19 protein-coding genes are annotated in these 22,396 nt (G+C 70.5%); 12 read left to right on the top strand and 7 right to left on the bottom strand.

Going from position 1 to position 22,396, the window contains the following annotated elements; translation table 11 throughout:
* Positions 1-17: 17 nt before the first annotated feature.
* On the bottom strand, positions 18-914 hold the full coding sequence (locus ADL12_RS31865) for an alpha/beta fold hydrolase (RefSeq protein WP_062708215.1): 897 nt from the start codon (positions 912-914) through the stop codon (positions 18-20).
* Positions 915-1,233: 319 nt separating this feature from the next.
* Between ADL12_RS31865 and ADL12_RS31860 the strand changes: the two genes are divergently transcribed.
* A complete protein-coding gene (locus tag ADL12_RS31860) occupies positions 1,234-3,483 on the top strand; it encodes an MMPL family transporter (RefSeq protein WP_062708210.1) in 2,250 nt (749 codons plus the stop codon).
* Between the two features lie 96 nt (positions 3,484-3,579).
* On the opposite strand, the gene ADL12_RS31855 is transcribed toward ADL12_RS31860, so the two are convergent.
* Both ADL12_RS31855 and ADL12_RS31850 read right to left on the bottom strand, forming a co-directional pair.
* Positions 3,580-4,833 (bottom strand): 3-deoxy-7-phosphoheptulonate synthase, encoded by a 1,254-nt coding sequence (locus ADL12_RS31855; RefSeq protein WP_062708207.1) that lies wholly within the window; start codon positions 4,831-4,833, stop codon positions 3,580-3,582.
* 55 nt (positions 4,834-4,888) lie between these two features.
* Entirely contained in the window at positions 4,889-5,440 is a 552-nt protein-coding gene (locus tag ADL12_RS31850) for a 4'-phosphopantetheinyl transferase superfamily protein (RefSeq protein ID WP_159053348.1), read from the bottom strand.
* A gap of 467 nt (positions 5,441-5,907) precedes the next feature.
* Here ADL12_RS31850 and ADL12_RS31845 point away from each other — a divergent pair, with 467 nt between their 5' ends.
* Positions 5,908-6,411, top strand: a complete 504-nt coding sequence (locus tag ADL12_RS31845; protein ID WP_062708202.1) for a hypothetical protein — start codon at positions 5,908-5,910, stop codon at positions 6,409-6,411.
* Here ADL12_RS31845 and ADL12_RS31840 read toward each other — a convergent pair.
* Both ADL12_RS31840 and ADL12_RS31835 read right to left on the bottom strand, forming a co-directional pair.
* Positions 6,388-6,921, bottom strand: coding sequence for an RNA polymerase sigma factor (locus ADL12_RS31840; protein ID WP_244188130.1), 534 nt, complete (start codon positions 6,919-6,921; stop codon positions 6,388-6,390). The two genes, ADL12_RS31845 and ADL12_RS31840, sit on opposite strands and share 24 nt — an antisense overlap.
* Positions 6,922-7,277: 356 nt before the next feature.
* Complete coding sequence (locus tag ADL12_RS31835) at positions 7,278-8,831, bottom strand: carboxylesterase/lipase family protein (protein WP_208614663.1); 1,554 nt, start codon at positions 8,829-8,831, stop codon at positions 7,278-7,280.
* Between the two features lie 249 nt (positions 8,832-9,080).
* Here ADL12_RS31835 and ADL12_RS31830 point away from each other — a divergent pair, with 249 nt between their 5' ends.
* From ADL12_RS31830 to ADL12_RS31805, 6 genes are all read left to right on the top strand, one after another.
* Positions 9,081-9,647 (top strand): RNA polymerase sigma factor, encoded by a 567-nt coding sequence (locus tag ADL12_RS31830; RefSeq protein ID WP_062708196.1) that lies wholly within the window; start codon positions 9,081-9,083, stop codon positions 9,645-9,647.
* Positions 9,644-10,150, top strand: a complete 507-nt coding sequence (locus tag ADL12_RS31825) for a hypothetical protein (protein WP_159053347.1) — start codon at positions 9,644-9,646, stop codon at positions 10,148-10,150. The genes ADL12_RS31830 and ADL12_RS31825 overlap by 4 nt, the downstream gene beginning before the upstream one ends.
* A 665-nt stretch (positions 10,151-10,815) precedes the next feature.
* Complete coding sequence (locus ADL12_RS31820) at positions 10,816-11,823, top strand: hypothetical protein (protein WP_062708190.1); 1,008 nt, start codon at positions 10,816-10,818, stop codon at positions 11,821-11,823.
* Entirely contained in the window at positions 11,820-13,079 is a 1,260-nt protein-coding gene (locus ADL12_RS31815) for a sensor histidine kinase (RefSeq protein ID WP_244188129.1), read from the top strand. Before ADL12_RS31820 ends, ADL12_RS31815 begins: the two co-directional genes overlap by 4 nt.
* The gene (locus ADL12_RS31810; RefSeq protein ID WP_062708188.1) at positions 13,076-13,735 is read left to right on the top strand and encodes a response regulator transcription factor; all 660 of its coding nucleotides are present in this window, start codon (positions 13,076-13,078) and stop codon (positions 13,733-13,735) included. Before ADL12_RS31815 ends, ADL12_RS31810 begins: the two co-directional genes overlap by 4 nt.
* Before the next feature lie 54 nt (positions 13,736-13,789).
* Positions 13,790-15,235 (top strand): penicillin-binding transpeptidase domain-containing protein, encoded by a 1,446-nt coding sequence (locus ADL12_RS31805; protein ID WP_062708183.1) that lies wholly within the window; start codon positions 13,790-13,792, stop codon positions 15,233-15,235.
* Between the two features lie 12 nt (positions 15,236-15,247).
* Here the strand turns inward: ADL12_RS31805 and ADL12_RS31800 are convergent, their stop codons facing one another.
* Positions 15,248-16,699: an NCS2 family permease gene (locus ADL12_RS31800; protein WP_062708180.1), complete on the bottom strand. Its 1,452-nt coding sequence runs from the start codon at positions 16,697-16,699 to the stop codon at positions 15,248-15,250.
* Between the two features lie 259 nt (positions 16,700-16,958).
* Between ADL12_RS31800 and ADL12_RS31795 the strand changes: the two genes are divergently transcribed.
* From ADL12_RS31795 to ADL12_RS31780, 4 genes are all read left to right on the top strand, one after another.
* Positions 16,959-17,528: a SigE family RNA polymerase sigma factor gene (locus tag ADL12_RS31795; protein ID WP_062708177.1), complete on the top strand. Its 570-nt coding sequence runs from the start codon at positions 16,959-16,961 to the stop codon at positions 17,526-17,528.
* Positions 17,525-18,376, top strand: a complete 852-nt coding sequence (locus ADL12_RS31790; RefSeq protein WP_062708173.1) for an anti-sigma factor — start codon at positions 17,525-17,527, stop codon at positions 18,374-18,376. Before ADL12_RS31795 ends, ADL12_RS31790 begins: the two co-directional genes overlap by 4 nt.
* An 87-nt stretch (positions 18,377-18,463) precedes the next feature.
* Positions 18,464-19,297: a pectate lyase gene (locus ADL12_RS31785; protein ID WP_062708170.1), complete on the top strand. Its 834-nt coding sequence runs from the start codon at positions 18,464-18,466 to the stop codon at positions 19,295-19,297.
* A 44-nt stretch (positions 19,298-19,341) separates the two neighbouring features.
* Entirely contained in the window at positions 19,342-21,024 is a 1,683-nt protein-coding gene (locus ADL12_RS31780; RefSeq protein WP_062708167.1) for a rhamnogalacturonan lyase B N-terminal domain-containing protein, read from the top strand.
* Between the two features lie 100 nt (positions 21,025-21,124).
* Here ADL12_RS31780 and ADL12_RS31775 read toward each other — a convergent pair whose 3' ends face one another.
* Positions 21,125-22,279 (bottom strand): right-handed parallel beta-helix repeat-containing protein, encoded by a 1,155-nt coding sequence (locus tag ADL12_RS31775; RefSeq protein ID WP_062708164.1) that lies wholly within the window; start codon positions 22,277-22,279, stop codon positions 21,125-21,127.
* Positions 22,280-22,396 lie beyond the last annotated feature (117 nt).

Below are 22,396 nucleotides of genomic sequence, written 5' to 3'. Positions count from 1 at the left end.
ATTTCGGTGACCGGGTGTCAGTGGCGGCCGGAGAAGAGGGTCATCGCCTCCGCGGCCACCAGGTGGGGGCGTTCCTCGTGGAGGTAGTGGCCGGTGCCGGGGATCACCTTGACGCGGAGGTCGTCCGCGTGGCGGCCCGCTTCCGTGATGACGCCGGGCGGGAGCATGAAGTCCCGTTCGCCCGCGAGGATCACCGTCGGTGTGGTCAGACGGAGCTTCTTGTAGCGGCCCAGGAGCAGCTTGGCGATGTCCCGCAGTGCGAAGGCGCGGTGCAGGGCCTCACCGGCCCGCGCCCGCCCGGGCTCCTGGCTGGAGCGCACGAATTCCTCCATCGCGGTCGGCGTCCACACCGCCTTGTCGACCACGCCCTTGCGCATCAGGTAGCGCGTGAAACCCGGGCGGTTGCGCAGCATCCAGCGGCCCAGCAGCGGCTGCTCCAGCAGCGCCGTGTACCAGAACCGCCAGGACTGCGGCATCAGCCGGTGGTGCCGCGGCCAGGGATGCATCATGTTCAGCGCCAGGTAGTGCCGGATCCGCTCCGGGGCTTGGAGACAGACGTGGAATCCGGTCCACGCGCCCCAGTCGTGCCCGATGAGGCGGACCTGCTTCAGGCCCAGTTCGTCGAGGAGGGCGAGTACGTCGGCCACCCTGCTGTCGGTGTCGTAGCCCTTGGCCGGCGCGTCGGACCACCCGAAGCCGCGCTGGTCCACGCACAGCAGCCGGTACCGGCCGGACAGCAGCGGGACAAGCCGCCGCCAGCCGTACCAGTGCTGCGGGAAGCCGTGCAGCAGCACGACCGGTTCGCCTTCTCCCACCTCCGCGACGTGCAGCCGCACACCGCGCACGCTGACGTGGTGATGCCGGACTCCTGCCAGTTCGGGCATGGGCGGGGTGCTGTTCTCCACGGTGTCCACGACGGCTCCAGGGGTGCTCTGCTTACTGGTCGGCCTGTCAGGAGTCGGCCCTTCTGATGGATCTCCGTGGAAGAAGGAGCGGCGTTCGGTGCGTGCGATCGGCGTGCGGCGTGGAGGGTCATGTGGCGGAGCCACCTGGCCCTTCGCGCCGTGCGGCGAGCGTGCGTGCCGGGCGTCGCGACGCCGCGGAGATCCATCAGAAGGGCCCTAGGGCAGCCCTAAGTCCGTGCGAAGACGTACGGAACGTTTCGGCGCCCCGCCTCCTCCTGATCCAGCGTGGCTCGTTGGAGCCGACTGGCCCTCAACAGAGGAGAAGACCGTGACAAGCAGGCGAGGCCTGGCCCAGGCCGCCGGGCACTGGAGCGCCACGCACCGATGGGCGGCCGTGTTGCTGTGGCTGGCGTTCGTCGTCGTGGCCACCGTGGGCGGCGGCATGGTCACCCAGCAGGAGCCGACCCCGGCCGAGCTGACCAACGGCGAGGCCCGGCACGCGGAACGGATTCTGGACGACGCCGGGCTGAGCCTCCCCGCGCACGAGGTCGTGTTCGTCCACAGCGACAGGGCGACCGCGGACTCCGCGGAGTTCCGGACCGCCGTCACCGACGTCGTGCAGCGCATCAAGGGCACGGGCAAGGTGCGCGACGTGGTGTCGCCGTTCGACCCGGCCGGCGCCGCGGCCGTCTCGGCGGACCGGCACAGCGCCCTGGTGCAGTTCGACATGGCGGGCGACGCCGTCAAGGCCAAGGAGGAGGTACAGCCGGTCCTGGACGCCGTGGCGAAGGCGGACACGTCCCACCCCGGCATCGCCGTCGAGCAGTTCGGCGAGGCCTCGTTCACACACAAGTACGAGGAGAAGCTGCACACCGACTACACGAACGCCGAGACCATCTCCTTCCCGGTGACGCTCGGCATCCTGCTGGTGGCCTTCGGTGCGCTGGTCGCCGCCCTGCTCCCCGTGGTGCTCGCGATCACCGCGGTGGTCGCCGCCGGCGGTCTGCTCAGCCTCAGCAGCCACCTGGTGCACATCGACCAGAACGGCAGCTCCGTGATGTCGCTCATCGGCATCGCGGTCGGCGTCGACTACTCGCTGTTCTACATCCGCCGGGTGCGCGAAGAGCGGGCGCGCGGCAACACCACGCAGGCGGCGGTGAGTGCGGCTGCCGCCACCTCGGGCCGGTCCGTCATCGTCTCGGGCCTGACCGTCATCGTCTCCCTGGCCGGACTCTTCCTGTCGGGCAACGGCATCTTCTACGGCATGGCGACCGCGACGATCATCGTGGTCGCGGTGGCCGTCCTCGGCTCGGTGACGGTGCTGCCCGCGCTGCTCTCGCTGCTCGGGCACCGGATCGACAAGGGCCGGGTGCCCCTGCTGCCGCGGATGCGAGTGGACGACGAGGACACAGGCCGGCGCGGCTTCTGGGGCGTCGTGCTCGGCGCCGTACTGCGCCGTCCCGCCGTGTCGCTGGTGCTCTGCGGCGGCGCGCTGGTGGCCCTGGTCGTCCCGGCCTTCTCACTGCACACCTCCGACCCGGGCGTGAGCGACCTGTCGGCCAAGAGCCTGCCGGTGCTGCGGACGTACGAGCGCATCCAGGAGGCGTTCCCCGGCTCGTCGACCCCGGCCAAGGTCGTGGTCAAGGCCGACGGCCTGGACGGGGCCGCGGGCGACGCGGCGCTGAAGAGCTTCACCGAGGCGGCCGGTTCCACGCCGGGGCTGAGCGGCCCGGTCACCTACCGCGTCTCGGACGACGGCAAGGTCGGTGTCGCCACGGTCGGCCTGGCCGGCACCGGCACGGACGAGACGTCCGTACACGCGCTGAAGACCCTGCGCGACAAGGTCCTGCCGGCGACGTTCGGCACCGTCGAGGGGGCCGATGTCGCCGTCGGCGGAACCACCGCGGCCTCGGTCGACACCAACGCGAACCTCTCGGACCGGGCCCCGTGGGTGGCGGGCTTCGTGCTGCTGTTCACCTTCGCGGTGATGCTGGTCTCGTTCCGGTCGCTGGTGGTGGCCGGGTTCACTCTGGTGCTCAACCTGCTGTCGGTGGGCGCCGCCTACGGCATCGTGGTGCTCGTCTTCCAGCGCGGCTGGGGCGAGGGCCTGCTCGGCTTCACCAGCACCGGCGGGATCGCCTCGTGGGTGCCGCTGTTCATGTTCGTCTTCCTGTTCGGCCTGTCGATGGACTACCACGTGTTCGTCGTCAGCCGCATACGTGAGGGCCACGACCGCGGGCTGTCCACGACCCGGGCCATCGAGCAGGGCATCAGGGGCACGGCCGGTGTGGTCACCGGCGCGGCCGTGGTGATGGTCGCGGTCGCGGGCGTGTTCGGCATGCTGCCGCAGCTGTCCATGAAGGAGTCCGGCGTGGGCATGGCCACGGCCGTGCTGGTCGACGCGACGTTCATCCGGATCGTGCTGCTGCCGGCCACGATGAAGCTCCTGGGCGATGCCAACTGGTACCTGCCGAAGTGGCTGCGGTGGCTGCCGGCCGGTCTCGCCGAGCCGTCCACCGACTCCACCGTGGCGCCCGCGCGGCCCGCCGACCGGGAAACCCTCCCGACCGGCGCCTGACCGCCGTCGTACGGCCCCGCAGACACACCGATGCCGCCGGATTGCTTGCCCGGCGGCATCGGTGTGTCCTCGGTGCTCGGACGTCGGCCGGCCGGCTCAGCGGCCGGCCGCGCACAGCTGTGCGGTCAGTTCGGCGATCTCGGCGGTCTGGGAGCCGTTGAGCCGTGGGTCGCAGGCCGTCTCGTAACGGCGGGGCAGGTCCTCCTCGGCGATGCCGGCGACACCGCCGACGCACTCGGTGACCGCGGCCGGGGTGGCCTCCAGGTGGAGACCGCCGGGCCGGCCGCCGACCGAGCGGACCGCCTCGAAGAAACCGCGGATCTCGTCGGCCACCACCGCCACGTCCCGGGTCTTGTGCCCGCCGCCGCTGACGTACGTGTTGCCGTGCACCGGGTCGCACAGCCACACCACCGGGTGGCCCAGCCGCGCCGCCTCCGCCACCAGCGGCGGCAGTGCCTCGCGCACCCGCTCCGCTCCCATCCGGGAGATCAGCAGGAGCCGCCCGGGCTCCCGGTCCGGGTCGAGTCGGGAGCACAGCGCGGCCAGGTCCTCGGGGCCGGTGGACGGACCGATCTTCACGCCGACCGGGTTGACGACGCCGGACAGGAAGCGGACGTGCGCCCCGTCGGGGTCGCAGGTGCGCGCGCCGATCCAGGGCAGATGGGTGGAGGTCAGGCAGAGGACACCGGTCACGGGATCGCGCCGGACCTGGGGCTCCTCGTAGTCGAGCACCAGCGCCTCGTGGCTGGTCCACACGGCGGGCGCCGCGTCCGCCGGGACGCCCGGCATCGCCATGCCCGAGTCGGCGAGTTCCCGCAGCATGGCCAGTACCTCACGTGCGTGCGCATGGCCGCGCAGCAGCCGCATCGCATCGGGTACCCGGGCCTCGGGGTCCGGCCCCGGGTCGTTCACCAAGTGCCCCCGGTACGAGGGCAGGACCAGGCCGCCGACCCGCTCGGTCGGCGAGGAACGGGGCTTGGCGTACTGGCCCGCCAGCCGGCCGATGGGGATCACCGGTTGGCCCAGAGCGGAGCCGATGGTGTCGGCCGTGCAATGCAGCAGGTCGGCCCGGGCCGCGATCGCGGCGAAGGTGGGGCCGTCGAACGTCTCGGCGCAGTCGCCCAGTTGCACCACGAAGGCGTCCCCGTGTGCGGCCGCAGCCAGCGAGCGGCGCAGATCGAGGATCTCGTGCGGCCGTACGAGCGGTGCGGCGCCGGCCAGCCGGGCGCGGATCCGGCGCAGCAGTGCCGCGTCGGGCCAGTCGGGCTGCTGGGCGGCCGGGCGGTGGCGCCAGTCGGACGGTGTCCAGTCGGGCGATCTGGGGGATGCGAGTACAGCGGGCGAGGGCACGGCGAATCGACCTCCGTCGTCAAGTGAGGGGAAGTTCGGGGTGAGTTCGGGCCGGTCAGTCGGACAGAAGCGCCCAGCACAGCACGCCACCCTGCGGCAGGTGCCGTACGCTCACGCGCACATATGGCTCCGGGTGTCCCGTGGCCGCTGCCAGGAATCCGGTGCCGTCCGGTGTGAGCCGTAGGTCCCGCAGTCCGCGCAGGTCGGCGCCGATGAGCGGGCTGAGGGCCTTGAAGGCGGCCTCCTTGGCGGAGTAGAGGGTGAGCAGACGCGACGCCGCGGTCCGGGGCGGGCCGAGGAGCGGCTGCTCGGGCTCGCGCAGTACCAAGTGGGCGGCGCGCACCGGCAGTTCCCCCAGCTCGAGGTCGACACCGAGGGCCGGGAAGCGGTCCGCGGGACCTGCGACGGCGACCGCGACCCCGCGGGAGTGGCTGATCGACGCCGAGAGCTCTTCGGGCAGCCGGGGCCGGGGTCCGTCGCACAGCACGGCGCCGGCGCTCGTCCCGGCCGCGCGCACGGCACGGTGCAGCGCGCTGCGCCCGATGAGGAAGTCGGCGCGGCGCGGTTGCGGCATCGTCCGCGCCAGACGCCGTTCCTCTTCGGTCACGGCGACCGGCGGTCCCTCATGGACCGAGGCGGCCGCGAAACCCATCCCCGGAATACGTGGGCCAGTGCTGGAGAATACGCGGGGAAGAATGTGGAGCGTCCCACTGAATTGCACGATGCTCGTTTCCCTGTCCTTGGCTGATGGCTCTCGAAAGGACCGACGCCCGGATGCCGGCGAATGTCCGGACATTGGCCGTGCGACCGCCGGGGACGGGCCCGCATTCCGGGGGCGCGCAGCACGAACGCCCGCACCACGCCGGCCCGAACCCTTCCCTGCGGCTTGGGGCAGTCGCTGTCCCGGCCGCCCAGGTACAAAGAGGCGGCGCGGCGCCGATGCACTCCCCGCGGCGTGAATCTCTTACCCGGCGACCATCCGGTTCACTGGCGCCGCTCGCTTTTGCCGGGCCTTGACCGTGCGGGGCGGGCGGTGCGATTCTCCCTGACATACGAGGCAGAGGGAGCGAAACAATGACCGGTTCGGTGAACAGCGGTTGGCCGACAGCCGAACTCGATGCCGTACGCCGACTACAGGTCATCGCGTCCACCGCGAAGCATCCGGCCTACGCCGAGCGCCGTTTCGACGTGCCCCTCGAACAGCTGTGGCCCGTCGCCTCCGACCTCGAGAACGAACTCCCCCTCATTGTCAGCGGATTGCGCTCCTTCACCGTCACACAGTCCTCCGGCGAGCGGCTGTCCGGGCAGGCGGTCGGCACGCTCGGCTACAAGGAGCGGTTCGACGTCGTGCTGCGCCCCGGCTGGTGCCTGATGCAGGGCAAGGTGCTGACCAGCGGCATGGCGGCGGTGGCGGACGGCGACGGCTGCCGGTTCGCCTTCTTCACCAGCCTGCGCCTGCCCGGCGGCGACCTCCTCGACCGGATGCGCGCACCGTGGTCCACGCGCCGGGCCGAGGAACTGCTCGACCGCCTGGGTCAGCGGGTTGCGGCCAGGTCAGCCCCAGGCCGAGCGGAATGACCGCCGGGCGCGGAACAACCTGGACCTGACCGTCCCCACGGGTATCTCCAGCACTGCGGAGACCTCCTGCTCGCTGAGCCCCTCCACATGACGGAGCATCAGCACCGCCCGGTGCTCGGGCGCCAGGCGCTGCAGCGCGTCGGCGATGTCGGAGGCCAGGTGGAGGTCTCCGGAGGACGGCGCCTCCTCCCACTCCATGGGCACCGTCGGCTGCCGGCGGCGCCGGCCCGTGAACTTCAGTGCCTCACGCACCGCGATCGCCCGCACCCAGCCGAACAGGGCGGCCGGCTCCTTGAGTTGACGGATGCTGCGGAAGACCGCGATGAGCGCCTCCTGTGTCGCGTCCGCGCCGTCCTGGAGCGCGACGGGCCCGCAGATCCGGCCGACGTACGGGGCGAGGATGCCCAGCAGTTCGTCCATCGCCAGGGCGTCGCCGCGCTGGGCCCCCTCGACCAGACGGGCCAGCAGCTCGGGGTCGTGCAGCGTGCGCGATTCTCTGCCCTCCGTCACCGCATCCCCGCTTCCGGCACCACCGCACATGCAAAGGGAGGGGAATTGGGAAAACCACGGGAAAAAGCACTCACCAACCGCGACGAACCGCACCGGACCTTCCCGTATTGACACCGCTTCCCATTGCAATCGCAGAATCCGGATTTCCCGGAAAGGCACAGAACCATGTGCAACACCCCCGTCGATGGCGAATTCAAAATCACACGCACACCGTCGGCAACCCTAGCACCGGGCACAGGAAAGGCACAGGCATCTTGGAGGCTGAAGATCGCGCACCCCGGCCAACTGACGAGTAACCGGAGAACGTCACCGGCGAACACGTCCGCGCGGCGCCTCCGACACAGAGTCACGGGATCCTATCCATCGGCAGATTCAAGACCCAAAACCTTGAATCCCGTTCTTTCCCAGAGTTCACGGGACGGCCGCAGAGGATCCTCGGCCAGCGTGTCATTCCGGTCGTATATCCTCGTCGGCCTGCCGCCCGTGCCATAGGCGGGCCAGCCCGGATCCCCGGTCTCGGCGAACCGTACCCAGGCCGCGCGCATCCGGCGGGACAGCTCCGCCGCCTCCGCCGACGGCCCGGGCCCCAGCATCCGCCGGGCCGTCGGCGCGTCCAGGGTGCCGAGGACGAGCGGTACGTCGAGGCCGTGGCAGGCGCCGAGCCGGCCGCCGAACACGGGCGCGGGCCAGCCCAGTTCGTAGGCGAAGGCCCGTCCGCCCGCGGCGGCCTGCGCCTCCAGCAGGAGCAGCGTGGGCACCCGGCACAGCCAGTCGGAGCACACCCGCTCATACAGCTCCTCCGCGCCGAGCCCGGGACAGGCGTCCCGGTAGGCGCGCTCGCCGCCCACCGCGGCGCCGAAGACCTCCAGAGCCCACCCGGCGCGCTGCTCGTCCACCCTGCCGAACTCGCCCCGCTTGGCCATGAACAGCCGGTACTCGTCGCGATTCCACCCCAGCAGCAGGTCGATCCCGCGGGCGGCGCCGCGCTCGACCGCGTCCCACGGGACACAGGCCGGCATCACGCCGTCGACGACCGGGGAGAACACGGTCTCCGCATGGGCCAGGGCGCCCCAGCGGTCCGCCTGCTTCTCCCGGTCGGCGAACACCTCCTCGGCCGCCCGCACCAGCGCCGCGGGGTCCGTCGTGCGCAGCGCGTCCGCCGTGGCGGCCCGGCCCAGCCGCGCGGCCACGGCGGACGCGACATCGGCTGCGAGGGCCGGGGTGAGGTACGAGCCGGGCACGCTCTGCGCCACGGCTCGACGCAGCAGGCCGGCCGCCGCGTCGGTGGCCAGCAGCGCCGCTATCGACCCGGCTCCGGCCGACTCGCCGAAGACCGTGACCCGCGCCGGGTCGCCCCCGAACGCGGCGATGTTCTCCTGGACCCAGCGCAGCGCGGCGATCTGGTCGAGCAGGCCCCGGTTGGCGGGGGCTCCGGCGATGTGCCCGAACCCCTCCATGCCGACGCGGTAGTTGAAGGTCACCACGACGACTCCCCCGGCGGCCGGCAGAGAACCGTCGTACACGGGGTCACCGGCGTGCCCGAAGACATAGGCGCCGCCGTAGAACCACACCATCACCGGCAGTCCGGCCGCGCCGGGGTCCGGCGACCACACATTGACGGTCAGGCAGTCGGGGGCCGGGTCCGCGCTGTCCGCGGCCGGGCCCACCGGGTTCATCCGGTCGTACTGCGGCACCGCCGGACCGAACTCCGTCGCCCGGCGTACGCCGTCCCACGCCTCGGGCGGCTCGGGCGCGGCGAACCGCAGGGCGCCGAACGGCGGTCTCGCGAACGGGATGCCGCGGAAGGCGGCCACCCGTGCGCAGCCTCCGCTCGGTCCGTCAACCGGCTCCATCCGGCCGGACACCCGACCCCGCTCGGTACGCGCCTCGACGCGCGAATCCCTCGGCACGTGCCCTTCCTCCTCCCACGCTCGGATGCCGCGGCGGCCCGGTATCAGGCCGCCACGGCGGGCATCTCCGACGTCCGAGTAGAGGCGCGTGACAGCCCATGCACTCCCCGGCCGCCCACATCAGTTCACGCCAGTTCGCGAAATGCGGGAGTGCCTGGCCGCTGCCGCTCCTCCTTCCCACCGAAGCTCCCACACCGACGCCGCCTTGGTGCCGCTGGAGCGTCGCCGAGCAAGGGAGGAGAACAGCAGATGAACACGGCTCGAGCGGGCACCCTGCGACAGGACCCGGCTCCCCCGCAGGTCGCCCAGGAGGACCCGTGGGCCGCGGCAGCCCCCCTTGTCCGGACTGCCCAGTCCGGTGACGCGATGGCTCTCAACGACCTGCTGAGCCTGCTCACCCCGTATGTCAGCAGGCTGTGCCGGCCGATCGCCCTCAACAACAGCGCCGACGCCGTCCAGGAGGCGCTGATCGCGGTCTTCCAGGGGCTGCCCCGGCTCCAGGATCCGCGCGCCCTGTATGCCTGGGTGCGCACGATCACCGTGCGGGAGGCGGTGCGCGTGGCGCGCAGGGCGGAGCGTGAGACGCCGGTGTGCGAGTTCGACGACATCGCCTGGCCGCGCAGCCCCGAACTCGCCGTGGACGTACGGGACGTCCTGCGGCGCATGTCCACCGAACACCGCGCGGTCCTGGTTCTGCGGGAACTGGAAGGCCTGGACGAGCGGTCGGCGAGTGAAATCCTCAACATCTCCTCGGGCACGATGAAGTCCCGTCTGCACCGGGCCCGACACAGCTTCCGAAAGGCGTGGCCGCGATGAACTCCAACTGGCCGACGGCCGAACTCGACCCGGTCCGGCGTCTGCGCGTCCTGGCGGGGGGACTGCACGCCGTCATGTACGCGGACGCCCACCTGGACCTGCCGTTCACGGAGGTGTGGGCCGTCGCCGGCGACCTGGAGCACGAACTGCCCCATCTGGTCCCGACGCTGCGCGCGTTCCGCTGTTACCCGACCTCCGAGGACCGGCAGCTGGCCTGGGCGTACGGCCCCTTGGGGCACAGAGCCCGCTTCGACGTCCTGCTGCAGACCGGGTGGTGTCTCATGCAGAGCCGCTATGTGGTGGGCGGCATGGCGGCCGTCTCGGAGGGCTCCGGAACCCGGTTCGCGGTGCTCGGCGGTCTGCGCCAGCCCTGGTCCACGCCCTTCCAGCGAGCGCTGCGCCCGCTGGGCCGCTCCCGGGGCCTGATGATGGTGGACCGCGCCGCCCGCCGCGCCCTCGTCCGCCGAGACCGGGGCCCGGCCGAGGCGCACGGTGATCGATGACAGTCCCGACCGCCCAGCCATCGGCCGGCTCGCCCTCGCTCGCGCCGTGCTGGTCGCGGCGGTTGCCGGAGCTCAAGATCGTCTGACGCGTCGACGGTCACGGATTCGCGGGTTCGCCGATGTGGGGGGCGCGAGGTGGCCGAGGACGTGGAACCGGGCCTGCCAGAACTGATCACTGCCCGTCGGGCTGAACCGGAGGAGTTGGCCATCGCCGAGCGGTCGCGCGCCGGCCGGCCGAGCAACTGCACGTCGAGGCCACGAAGGAAGCGGCGCGGTCTCCCTCCGCAGGCCAGGTCGCAGGCCGTACGGTGCTGCTGGTCCCGCACCGTGAACGCGGCCTCGACTCGGACGCCGGCCCGAGGACTGTCAGCGGATCATGGACGTGGTCGGCTGTGCGGACGGACCGGTCATGGGCAAGTACGTCTGCCACGTGGCCGGAACGTGCCGTAACAGCGGTGCCTCCGGCGGCAGTTGACGGTCCATGCGAAACAAGACCAGCCTCGCCGAGGGCTCCGAGGGCGACGGGCTTCGCGAACGCCCGGGGCAGGGAGATCGACGAACTGGTCCTGACCCTGAAGGGCTGATCCCCGTCTCCCCCGTCCGAGGGAGACAGATCGTCGGCGCGCAGGAGGTGCCCTCCGAGGTGGGCGCGGGAGCGTGGACGCATGACGCAGTCACTCGCTCCCGCCGGCCCCGTCGTCGGCGCTTCCGCCCCGCTCAGCCGGACCCGTTGGATCCTGCGCGCCGTCGCCGTCGTCTCCTGCGTGCCGTATCTCTCGCTCAAGATCGCGTGGGTCGCCGGGAGCCACATCGGGATCCCCGAGGACAGCGGGCTGCTGGACCACCGGGTGTCCATGGCGGTCGTCAACAGCATCTCGGTGCTGCTGGACAGTGCGGTGATCGTGCTCGCGCTGGTGCTGACCAGGCCCTGGGGGCTCCGGGTGCCCGCGTGGCTGCTGGCGTTCCCGGTGTGGGTCGCCACCGGGCTGCTCACCCCGATCATGACCGGGTTCCCGCTGCAACTCGTGGTGCGGGCCCTCGGGGGCAGCACGAAGACGAGCTCGGGCGGCGGTGAAGCCTTCCTGGACGAGTGGGTGTTCGGGGTCGTGTACAGCGGGTTCATCGCGCAGGGGATCGCCCTGGGCACACTGTTCGCGCTGTATGCCCGGGACCGGTGGGGGCATCTGTGGCGGGGTCTGGTGTGGGAGCTGCCGGTGGGTGTCATCGGGGCCGCCCAGCGGGTGAGCGCCGTCGCCGCGGGGATCCTGGCGCTGTTCCCGCTCACCATGCACCTGCTGTGGGCCTGCGGTGCGACGGCGGGGATGAGCGAAGGCCGGGTGACGGAGCGGACCAGTGACTTCTACACCCTGGAGACCGTGTACGCCGTCTTCCTCCTCGCCGCCGTCACCGGCGGCTGCATGCTCGCCTTCCGCCTCGGCCGGGCCCTGCCCGTCAAGGTGCCGCTCACCCTGGCCTGGGTCGGCTCGGGTGCCGTCACCTGCTGGGGCGGCTGGCTGGCGCTGGCCTCGCTGGGTGGGCCGGACGACATCGCCGGCCGGGCCACACCGCTGATGAGCCTGACCTACGCTGGCCAGATGATCGTCGGCATCCTGGTCGCCACCGTCGGCGCCTACTTCCTGGCAGAGCGTTCCGCGGTGAAGCGGCCGGCGTGAGCGGACATCTGCGGTTCCTCCGGCTGCTGTTCGGGCGGCGGGCGCGCCGGCGCTGGATCCATCTGATCCTCGGCGGCGCGCTCGCCATGCCGTACGTCTTGGTCGGCGAGACCATCATCGGCCCGGCGACCGACTCCCGGTACGCCTTCAACGATTTCCCGCTCCAACTCCTCTCCTTCGGCGTCGGGTTGCCTCTCGCCGCGCTCACCTCGCTGTTCCCGCTGACCCGGCCGCTGGAGTCGGGCGCCGTGCGCTGGCTGTGCGGCGTCGACCCGGACCGGCTTGCCTACGGCCCCGCCCGGACGCGGGCGGCGAAGGGCCGTACGGCGGCCTGGTTCACGCTGCACCTCGGGTTCGGCGGGATCATCGCGGGGATGTCGCTCGCGGTGCCGCCGTTCGCCGGCTTCCTCGTCGCCCTACCGGTCATCGCCGTCCTGAACCGCGGTTGGCTCGAGCTGCCCGCCGCGCTCGACCACACGTGGGTGTTCGCGCTCGCGCCGGTCGCGGGCGTGGCGATCCTGGCCGCGCTCGCGGCGTGCGCGGCCGTCTCCGGCGCGCTCCTCGCCCGCTGGGCGCCCGCGCTGCTCGGGCCCACGCCCGAGGACCGGCTCGCGGCGGCCGAGGCACGCGCCGCCGACCTCGCCGTGCGCAACCGGCTCGCGCGCGAGCTGCACGACTCTGTCGGCCACGCCCTGAGCGCCGTCACCCTCCAGGCGAGCGCGGCCCGCCGAGTCCTCGACAGCGACCCGGAGTTCGTCCGTGAGGCCCTCGCCGCGATCGAGGACACCACCCGGCGCACGGTCGGTGAACTGGACGCCGTCCTGGGCGTGTTGAGAGACGGCGACGCACCCGGTACGGCCCCGGCGCCCACCCTCGCCGCCGACCTCGACGGCCTGCTGCGCCGCACGCGCGCGTGCGGGCTGCGCGTCACGGCCACGGTCGCCGCCGACCCCGAGGCGCTGCCTCCGGTCCTGTCCCGGGAGGCCTATCGCATCGTGCAGGAGGGGTTGAGCAACGTCCTCAAGCACGCAGGCGGGAAGGTCACGGTGACCCTGCGGATCGAGATCGCCGACAGCCGACTGGAGATCACCGTCGAGAACCCCCTGGGCCCCTCCCCCGTCTGCCGCCCCGGTGGCGGTCACGGCCTGCGGGGCATCGCCGACCGCACGCGCCTGCTGGGCGGCACGACGGAGGCGGGGCCGGCGGACGGCATCTGGCGGCTGCACGTACGACTGCCCATGAGAGGACCGGTATGACCCGCCCCCCGATCCGCATCGTCCTCGCCGACGACGAGCGCATGGTCCGCACCGCCCTGCGCGCCATCCTCTCGGCCGAGCCGGACATGGAGGTCGTCGGCGAGGCGGCGACCGGAGCCGAGGCCGTGTCCGCCGTGCGGGAGCGGCGGCCGGACGTCGTGCTCATGGACGTACGGATGCCGGAGATCGACGGTATCCGGGCCACCGAGCAGATCCTCGCCACCCTCGACGAGCCGCCCCGGATCGTCGTCGTGACCACCTTCGAGAACGACTCCTACGTGTACGACGCCCTGCGCGCCGGCGCCGCCGGGTTCCTGCTGAAGCGGTCGGACGCCGATGCGCTGGTCCAGGCCGTACGGCTGGTCGCGCACAGCGACACGTTGCTGTTCCCGTCGGCCGTACGGGCGCTGGCGACCGAGCACGCGCGCGTGCACCCCGCGCCGCCGGCCTGGGTGGCGAAGCTCACCGGCCGGGAGAGCGAGGTGCTGCGGCTGATGGCGGCCGGGCTGACCAACGCGGAGATCGCGCGGCGCATGGAGGTCGGTCCGGCCACCGTGAAGTCGCACGTCGCGGCGGTGCTGGCGAAGACCGGGACCCGGGACCGCACGCAGGCCGTGATCGCCGCGTACGAGGCGGGCTTCATGAACGCGCGATGAGAAAACAGGCGGAAGGGAACGTTCCGCCCCATCCTGATCGTCTCCCTGAGCGGGATGAACAAGACGATCAGGCGGGCGTCCGTCTTCGCGCTGCTGCTGGTGTTCGCTCTGCTGGTCAGGGCGACCTGGGTGCAGTTCTACGAAGGCCAGGCACTCGCGAACGACAAGGACAACCGGCGGAACACGATCGCGCTGTACAGCGAGCCGCTCGGCAACATCGTCGTGGGCGGCGAAGCCATCACCGGCTCGGCGCCGACGAAGAGCGGTGACCTCGCGTACAAGCGGACGTACACCGACGGCGCGCTGTACGCGGCGGTGACCGGCTACAGCTCGCAGGCGTACGGAGCCACCCAGTTGGAGGGCATCTACCAGGACCTGCTCGACGGCAGCGACAACCGCCTCAAGAGCGTGATGGACACGATCACCGACAAGCGGGCCGATCCCGGCAATGTGATCACGACGATCGACCCGGATGTGCAGAAGGCGGCGTACGACGCCCTCGGCGGCAACAAGGGCGCCGCCGTCGCGATCGACCCCACCACGGGGAAGATCCTCGCGGTCGTCTCCACCCCGTCGTACGACCCGTCGAAGATCACCACGGGCGACAAGGACGTCTGGGAGCAGCTGACCAAGAGCGCCGACAAGCCGATGACGAACCGCGCGCTGCGCCAGCCGCTGCCGCCGGGTTCGACGTTCAAGCTGGTGGTGGCGGCGGCCGCGCTGGAGGACGGCCTGTACTCGTCGGTGGACGAGAAGACGGACAGCCCGGACCCGTATCCGCTGCCCCAGTCGACCGACAAGCTGACCAACGAGAACCCGTCGGCCCCGTGCGAGAACGCCTCGATCCGGGTGGCCCTTCGGTACTCGTGCAACAACGTCTTCGGGAGCCTGGCCGTCGACCTGGGCCAGGACAAGGTCAGGGCGATGGCCGAGAAGTTCGGCTTCAACGACGAGGAGCAGGACGTGCCGGTGCGGGCGTACACCAGCGTGTACCCCTCCGGCATGGACGGGGCGCAGACCGCGCTGTCCGGCATCGGCCAGTTCGATGTCACCGCGACCCCGCTGCAGATGGCCATGGTGTCGGCGGCCATAGCCAACGACGGCAAGCTGGTCTCGCCGCACATGGTGTCCCAGATCACCGACGGCGGCGGCGACGTTCTGGAGAACTACGACGACAGCGCCGGGACCGAGGAGATCATCAGCTCCGACACCGCCGAGCAGCTCCAGTCGGCCATGCAGACGGTCGTCGAGAAGGGCACGGGCACGAACGCGCAGATCTCGGGCGCGACGGTGGGCGGCAAGACGGGCACGGCCCAGCACGGCGAGAACAACAGCAAGACGCCGTACGCCTGGTTCACCTCCTACGGGAAGGCCGACGGCAAGGAGGTCGCCGTGGCGGTGGTCGTGGAGCAGTCGAACGCGGCGCGGTCGGAGGTCAGCGGCAACGGGCTGGCCGCCCCCGTGGCCAAGAAGGTGATGGAGGCGGCACTCGCGAACTAGGGCTGCTCAGGGCTACTTGACGCCCAGAACCTGCTCGATCGGGTTGATGGCGAAGTACACCAGGAACAGCACCGAGGTCCCCCACAGCAACCAGTGGATCTCCTTCGCCTTCCCGAGCACCACCTTGATCACGACGTAGGCGAGGAACCCCGCCCCGATGCCGTTGGTGATCGAGTACGTGAACGGCATCACGGCGATGGTCAGGAACGCCGGGATGGCGATCTCGTACTTGTCCCAGTCGATGTGCTTGACCTGGGTCATCATCAGGAAGCCGACGGCGACCAGGGCGGGGGCCGCCGCCTGCAGCGGAACGATCGTGAGCAGCGGGGTCAGGAAGAGGGCCAGGGCGAACATGCCGCCGGTGATCAGGTTGGAGAAGCCCGTGCGCGCTCCCTCGCCGACGCCCGCCGCCGACTCGATGTAGGAGGTCGCGGAGGACGACGAGGCCGCACCTCCCGCAACCGCCGCCGCACCGTCGATCAGCAGCACCCGGCCGAGGCCCGGCACCTTGCCCTGCTCGTCCAGCAGCCCCGCCTCCGCGCTGATGCCGACGACCGTGCCCATGGTGTCGAAGAAGTCGGACAGGATCAGCGTGAAGATCAGCAGCACCACGGTGATGGCCGTGGTCTCGCCGAACGCGCCGAACAGGCTGAAGTCGCCGAGGAGTCCGAAGTCGGGGGTGTCGAGCACCTTGTCGGGCCAGGCCGGCGTGGTCAGGCCCCAGGCCTTGATGTCGGCGATCGAGTTGATGATCATTGCGACGACCGTCATGGTGACGATGCTGATCAGGATGGCGCCCTTCACCTTGCGGGCGAGCAGGGCGATCGTCAGCAGAACTCCGAGACAGAAGACGAGGATCGGCCACCCGGTGAGCGTGCCGGTGCCGCCCAGCTGAACCGGCACGGTGGTGTTCGCGGCGTCCGGGATGCGGCTGACGAACCCGGCGTCGACGAAGCCGATGAAGGCGATGAACAGGCCGATGCCCACGCTGATCGCCTGCTTGAGCGGCTGCGGGATGGCGTGCATGACGGCCTCGCGCAGACCGGTGAGCACGAGCACACAGATCAGCAGGCCTTCGAGGACGACCAGGCCCATCGCGTCGTCCCAGGCCATCAACGGGGCGATCTGGAAGGCGACCACGGCATTGAGGCCCAGGCCGGCGGCGAGTGCGAGCGGGAGGTTGCCGCCGACGCCCATGATGATCGTCATGACCGCGGCCACCAGGGCGGTGGCGGTGGTGAGTTGGACCGCATCCAACTGGTGGCCGAACTTGTCCTTCGCGCTGCCGAGGATGATGGGATTCAGGACAAGGATGTAGGCCATCGTGAAGAACGTGGCGAAGCCGCCGCGTATCTCACGGGCGAAGGTGGATCCCCGTTCGGAGATCTTGAAGAACCGGTCGACGCTGTTCACGCCTGGTGGCGTGGCACTTGGCCGGCCGGTCACCTTCTGGGATTCGGACATGACGGTCGCTCCTTGTTGCCTGACGGATCGGTGTGCGGATGCTGGCTGGATTGTTCCCGCGTTGAACGCGTTTCAGGTTTTCCCCGTGTTACGGAATCAGGGCCGCTCACGTGCGACCTACCACACGGCATTCGAAGCCTCGTACGAACTGAGCATTCGATCACTGCTACGCTTCCGGACCTCGACCGGATGATCTCCAAATGATCGCCGAACGACCACATGTCATACACATGCCACTCACAGGCAGGAGGAGTCGCCCGTGGGCACAGTCGTCGACGACGCCGCCTCCGTGGAGTTCCACACCTTCTTCGAACGCCACTATGCCGAACTCTCGCGCCTGGCCCACCTGCTGACCGGTGAGGCGGACGCCGCCGACGATCTGGCCGCGGACGCTTTGCTGGCCCTGTGGCACCGCTGGGACCGGGTACGCGCGGCCGACCATCCGGTGGCGTACGCGCGCGGGGTCGTGGCCAACATGGCCCGCACCAGGATCCGCAGCGCGGTCCGGGAGCGGCGGCGGATCGCCCTGTTCTGGTCTCAGCGCGAGGAGAAGACGGAGAACCCGGACATCGCGGGCGTCGTCGACGTCCAGGGGGCGTTGCGTAGACTTCCGTTCCGCAAACGCGCCTGTGTGGTGCTGCGGCACGCCTTCGACCTCTCCGAGAAGGACACCGCGCTCGCGCTGGGCGTCTCGGTCGGTACGGTGAAGAGCCAGACCTCGAAGGGGATGGCGGAGCTGCAACGGCTGCTCGGGGCGCAGGGCGCTCCGCTCAAGGTGCATGCCGCGGCGATGGCGCGCACCGGCGACGCCGGAGGAAGGAACCGATGATGCGGCGGGACGTGCACGACGAACTGCGCGCCCGGCTGCACGAGGCGGCCGAGACGCACCAGCCGGACCGCGCGCGGATCCTGGCCCGGATCGAGCGCGGCATGGCGGATTCCTCCGGGAAGACCCGCGCCGACCACCGTGCGACCCGGCCCCCGGTGTACGGCTGGTTCCGGGTGGTGAGCGCGACGGCCGCGGTCGCCGGTGTCCTCGCGGTCGGCGGTTACGCGGTGGCGTCCGCCGTGAAGGAGGACACCCCGCAGCAGACGGTGGCCACGTCGCCGACGCCCACCCCCTCGCCGGACGCGACGAGCCGCGCCCCGGTCCCGCCCGCCCCGACGTCCAAGGACACGCAGGAGTCCCGCGGGACGACCAACGCGCCGACCCAGCCGCCCGCCCCGGCACAGCCGCCCGCCGCCAAGGGCGAGGAGGACGGCCCGCTGTGGTCGGACGGCTCGGTGGACCCGCACAGCAATGACTTCTGGGCGCAGAGCAATCTGACCCTCAAGACGAGCGATCAACTCACCGCGCTCACCGTCCAGTTGAAGGTCGCGCAGACCGGCGGGGTCACCTCGACCGGCGCCTGGCGCTCGCTGCCGGAGGACGACTTCACGCTGACGGTCGAGGAGAAGGACGGCTTCGTCGTCTACACCTGGGTGCTCAAGGAGGGCCGTACGGTCCGGGCGGGCGAGTGGGTGTTCGCGGGGCAGTACGACCATGAGCGCGGCGGCCGGGACGCGCAGAACGACAGCTATGCGATGACGGCCACGGCGGGCGGCAAGCAGCTGTCCGTGGCGGGCGACTTCGCATCGCAGGACGGTGACGACTCGACGTCTGACGGGGACTCGTAAAGAAATTCCGTCAGCACCGGCAACCCCTTCCTCACGCGTGGCGACCAGGAGTCGCAAGGATCCCCCCTCCACGCAAGGAACCGGTTCATGACAGCACAGACCGAACAGCGCCTCCGCCACCGCCGCAAGGTCACCAAGCGGCGGGCCGTGATCGCCGCAGTCTCCGCGCTCGGCATCACCGGCGCCGCCATCGTCACCACCACGTCGTTACTGTCCTCGGCCGGCGCGACCGCTTCCTGGCCGCCGGCCAACGGCAGCAAGCCCGTCTCGTCGACGATCAAGGTGTCGGGCACGTACGACGGCAAGCTGACGAAGTTATACGGCTCCGGCGCCCTCGGCGGCAGCGGCCAGGAGGAGGGCCAGGACCCGATCTTCGAGCTGGCCGACGGCGCGGTCCTCAAGAACGTCATCATCGGCACCCCGGCCGCGGACGGCGTCCACTGCAAGGGCTCCTGCACGCTGCAGAGCGTGTGGTGGCTGGACGTCGGCGAGGACGCGGCGACCTTCAAGGGCAAGTCCTCCTCGGCCGTGTACACGGTGTACGGCGGCGGCGCGAAGAACGGGTCGGACAAAGTCCTGCAGTTCAACGGCGCGGGCAAGCTGGTCGTCAGCAAGTTCCAGGTGGCGGGCTCGGGCAAGCTGGTGCGCAGCTGTGGAAACTGCTCCACGCAGTACAAGCGCACGATCATCATCAACGACGTCGACGTCACCGCGCCCATGAACTCCGTCGTCGGCATCAACGCCAACTACGGCGACACGGCCGCCCTGCGCAAGGTCCGCATCCACGGCGACAGCGGCAGGAAGATCAAGACCTGCGTCCGCTTCGAGGGCAACAGCAGCGGCAAGGAGCCGAAGGAGCTCGGCACCGGGCCGGACGGAACCGCCTGCAAGTTCTCGTCATCTGACATCACGTACCAGTGAGTGAACGTTCAAGCACTCCCCGAGTCATCCACGGAGCACGTTCTGTGAGCACGCACAAGAGACACCTCACCCGCAGACGGGTGCTCGGGGCCTCCGCGATCGGCGTCGCCGCCACCGGCGCCGCCGTCGCGGGCGGTACCGGTCTTCTCTCCTCCGCCTCCGCCGCGGCCTTCGGCTACAGGGACGACGGCTCGAACTACGTCATCGACACCGGAGCCTCGCTCGTCTTCAAGGTCTCCAAGTCGACCGGCGACATCACGTCCCTGGCCTACAGGGGCAAGGAGTACGAGGGGTACGGCGGCAGGCACTCGCATGTCGAGTCCGGGCTCGGTGCCTCCACCGTCACCGTCAAGCAGTCCGGGTCGACGATCCTGGTGAAGGTCGTGCACGGCGCGATCACCCAGTGGTACGCGGCGCGCAGCGGCCAGAACAACGTCTACCTGTGGACGAACAAGGCGGACGCCTCCTTCACCGCGACCCGCTACCTCGTCCGCCTCAAGCCCGGGATCTTCCCCAACGAGGGCTCGGACACCTGGATCGAGGCCTCCGACAAGGTCATCGAGGCCGGTGACGTCTGGAAGCGCGCGGACGGCACCACCCACTCGAAGCACTACTCGGGCAAGCGCGTCATCGACTACGACCACGTCGGCTTCACCACCGGCTCGGTCGGCCTGTGGCTGGTGCGCTCCAACCACGAGAAGGCCTCGGGCGGCCCGTTCTATCGCTCGCTGCTGCGCCACTCGAACGACCTCGGCGCCGGTCTGTACGAGATCCTGCACTACAACCAGGCCCAGACGGAGCCGGAGCGCTTCGGTCTCCAGGGCCCGTACGTCCTGTCCTTCACGGACGGCGGGGCGCCGTCGTCGTCCCTCTCCCACGCCAAGCTCGACACCTCCTGGGTGGACGGCCTCGGCATCACCGGCTGGGTCGGCGCGTCCGGTCGCGGCAAGGTGGCGGGCGTCGGCCTGAAGGGCATGGACGCCAAGTACGCGTACACGGTGGGCTTCGCGAACAAGGACGCGCAGTACTGGGCGAAGACCGCGGCCGGGTCGGGGGCGTTCTCCTGCAAGGGGATGCTGCCGGGGACGTACACGATGACCGTCTACAAGGGCGAACTCGCCGTGCACACCGGCACGGTGAAGGTGACGGCGGGCGCGACGACCTCGCTGCACACCATCACCGTCACCGGCGACCCGTCGGCGGCCAAGGCCATCTGGCGGCTCGGGGACTGGGACGGCACGCCCGGCGGGTTCAAGAACGCCCAGCTGATGACGTACGCCCATCCGTCCGACGGCCGCGCGGCCAAGTGGACCGGGAACGTCACCATCGGCGGCGGCAGCGAGGCCGCGTCCTTCCCGGCGTACATGTGGAAGGACGTCAACGACGGCGTCCTGGTCTACTTCAAGCTGACCAAGGAGCAGGCCGCGGCGGCGCACACGCTGCGGGTCGGGGTGACGGACGCGTTCCTGAACGGCCGGCCGCGCATCACCGTGAACGACTGGGTCTCGCCCGTCCTCACAGCTCCCACACAACCCTCGACGCGTTCCCTCACCACGGGTTCCTACCGTGGGAACAACCACACGTTCACGTTCAACGTCCCTAATAGTGCGTGGAATACGGACACGAACCAGTACAACGTCCTGAGGATCAACATCGTCAGTGGTTCGAGCGGCTCGGCCCACCTCAGCCCGGGCACCTCGTTCGACTGTCTGGACCTGCTGACCTGAGCCCCCCTCGGTCAGCAGCGCCGGCTGGAGCCCCCCTCGGGCCGGCGACAAGAACGCCCCGCCTGTGACGACAGGCGGGGCGTTCTCCTTGTGCCGAGGGCTAGTTCATGGTCGAGCCGATGGTCGTCGAGCCCGTCGTCAGGAAGGTCGTCGCGGGCAGCGAGCCGTCCGACTTGCGGGCGCCGTACGCCGTCGTGGCGTCCTTCGACTTGAAGGTGGGCGTCGAGACCCCGCTGCCCCAGTTGTTCGCCGCGCACACCGTCGACGAACCCACCTTGGACAGCCCCTTCTTGTTGCTCACCGCGAGATTGCGGGCCAGCCGCGCCTTGCCGGTGGCGAAGTAGAACCCGGTCTCGGTGTTGCCGTACGCGGTGTTGCGGTTGAGGACGATCGCCCCGGTGTTGGAGTTCTCGGTGAACCCGTGCAGCGTGTTGTCCCACGCGGCGTTGTTGTTGACCACGTGCGCGACCGAGGCACCGCCCCCACCGAGCTTGAACCCGTTGCCGTTGCCCTCGAAGGCGGAGTCGCCCCAGCGGTTCTTGCCGTTGCCGAAGGCCCAGGTGTGCTCGATGGTGACCGGCGAGGAGAACTGCCAGAGGTCGAGCCCGTCGTCGGAGTTGTTGTAGAGGCGTGCCCCGGTAATCTTGTTACCCGTCCCGGAGCCGAACTTCACGGCGATCCCGTCGGCGTTCTGCCCGTGCCCGGCAGGGTCGTAGTTGCCGTAACTGTCCAGGTTCTGCACGAGGTTGTTCGTCGTGCCGTCGCCACGCAGGGTGAAGCCGGAGTCGCCGTTGTTCGCGGTGACGAGGTTCTTGAAGACGCCGCCCACCGACGACGTGACGACGAAGCCCTGGGCCGGGGAGTCGACGAAGGTGAGGTTCTGGACGGTCCAGTAGTCGCCGTAGATCCCGGCCAGCCAGGAGCCGTCGGGCAGCTTGGACCCGTCGATCTTCACCTTCTCGCCGCCGTACGCCTGCAGCGTGATCCGCGCCGAAGCGGTGCCGTTCGCCGTGGACTTGAGGGTCGCCGAGGGGGTGTACGTACCTCCGCGGACCTGGATGGTGGTGCCGGCGGCCGCGTTCTTGACGGCCGACTCCAGCTGAGCGGTGGTGGACACGGTGACCGTCGTCGAGGCGGCCTCGGCGCCCCCGTGGGAGAGGCCGAGGTAGACGCCGCCCGCCCCCGAGGCAACGGCGATCGCCGCGGCGATGGACAGGGTACGGGTCCTGCGGTGGCGGCCGGTGCTCAAACGCACGGAGCGTTCCTTTCCTGGGGGATGGGGACGAAGCGGGCCGGAGGGGCCGCCCCGGCCCGCTTCTGACATCCGGTCGCCGCCGTGCCCGGGAAGGTTGCCGCCCCCTGCGAAAGCGAG

This window comes from Streptomyces regalis (genome assembly GCF_001509475.1).
Classification (GTDB): domain Bacteria; phylum Actinomycetota; class Actinomycetes; order Streptomycetales; family Streptomycetaceae; genus Streptomyces; species Streptomyces regalis.
The sequence above is the reverse complement of the archived record's forward strand: the minus strand, read 5'-3'. Positions and strand labels throughout refer to the sequence as shown.

Coding starts and splice junctions, on each gene's coding strand:
- ADL12_RS31845 (WP_062708202.1), top strand. CDS start 5,908: ATGACCGGTTCGGTGAACAGCGGTTGGCCGACAGCCGAACTCGATGCC.
- ADL12_RS31830 (WP_062708196.1), top strand. CDS start 9,081: ATGAACACGGCTCGAGCGGGCACCCTGCGACAGGACCCGGCTCCCCCG.
- ADL12_RS31825 (WP_159053347.1), top strand. CDS start 9,644: ATGAACTCCAACTGGCCGACGGCCGAACTCGACCCGGTCCGGCGTCTG.
- ADL12_RS31820 (WP_062708190.1), top strand. CDS start 10,816: ATGACGCAGTCACTCGCTCCCGCCGGCCCCGTCGTCGGCGCTTCCGCC.
- ADL12_RS31810 (WP_062708188.1), top strand. CDS start 13,076: ATGACCCGCCCCCCGATCCGCATCGTCCTCGCCGACGACGAGCGCATG.
- ADL12_RS31805 (WP_062708183.1), top strand. CDS start 13,790: ATGAACAAGACGATCAGGCGGGCGTCCGTCTTCGCGCTGCTGCTGGTG.
- ADL12_RS31800 (WP_062708180.1), bottom strand. CDS start 16,699: ATGTCCGAATCCCAGAAGGTGACCGGCCGGCCAAGTGCCACGCCACCA.
- ADL12_RS31790 (WP_062708173.1), top strand. CDS start 17,525: ATGATGCGGCGGGACGTGCACGACGAACTGCGCGCCCGGCTGCACGAG.
- ADL12_RS31785 (WP_062708170.1), top strand. CDS start 18,464: ATGACAGCACAGACCGAACAGCGCCTCCGCCACCGCCGCAAGGTCACC.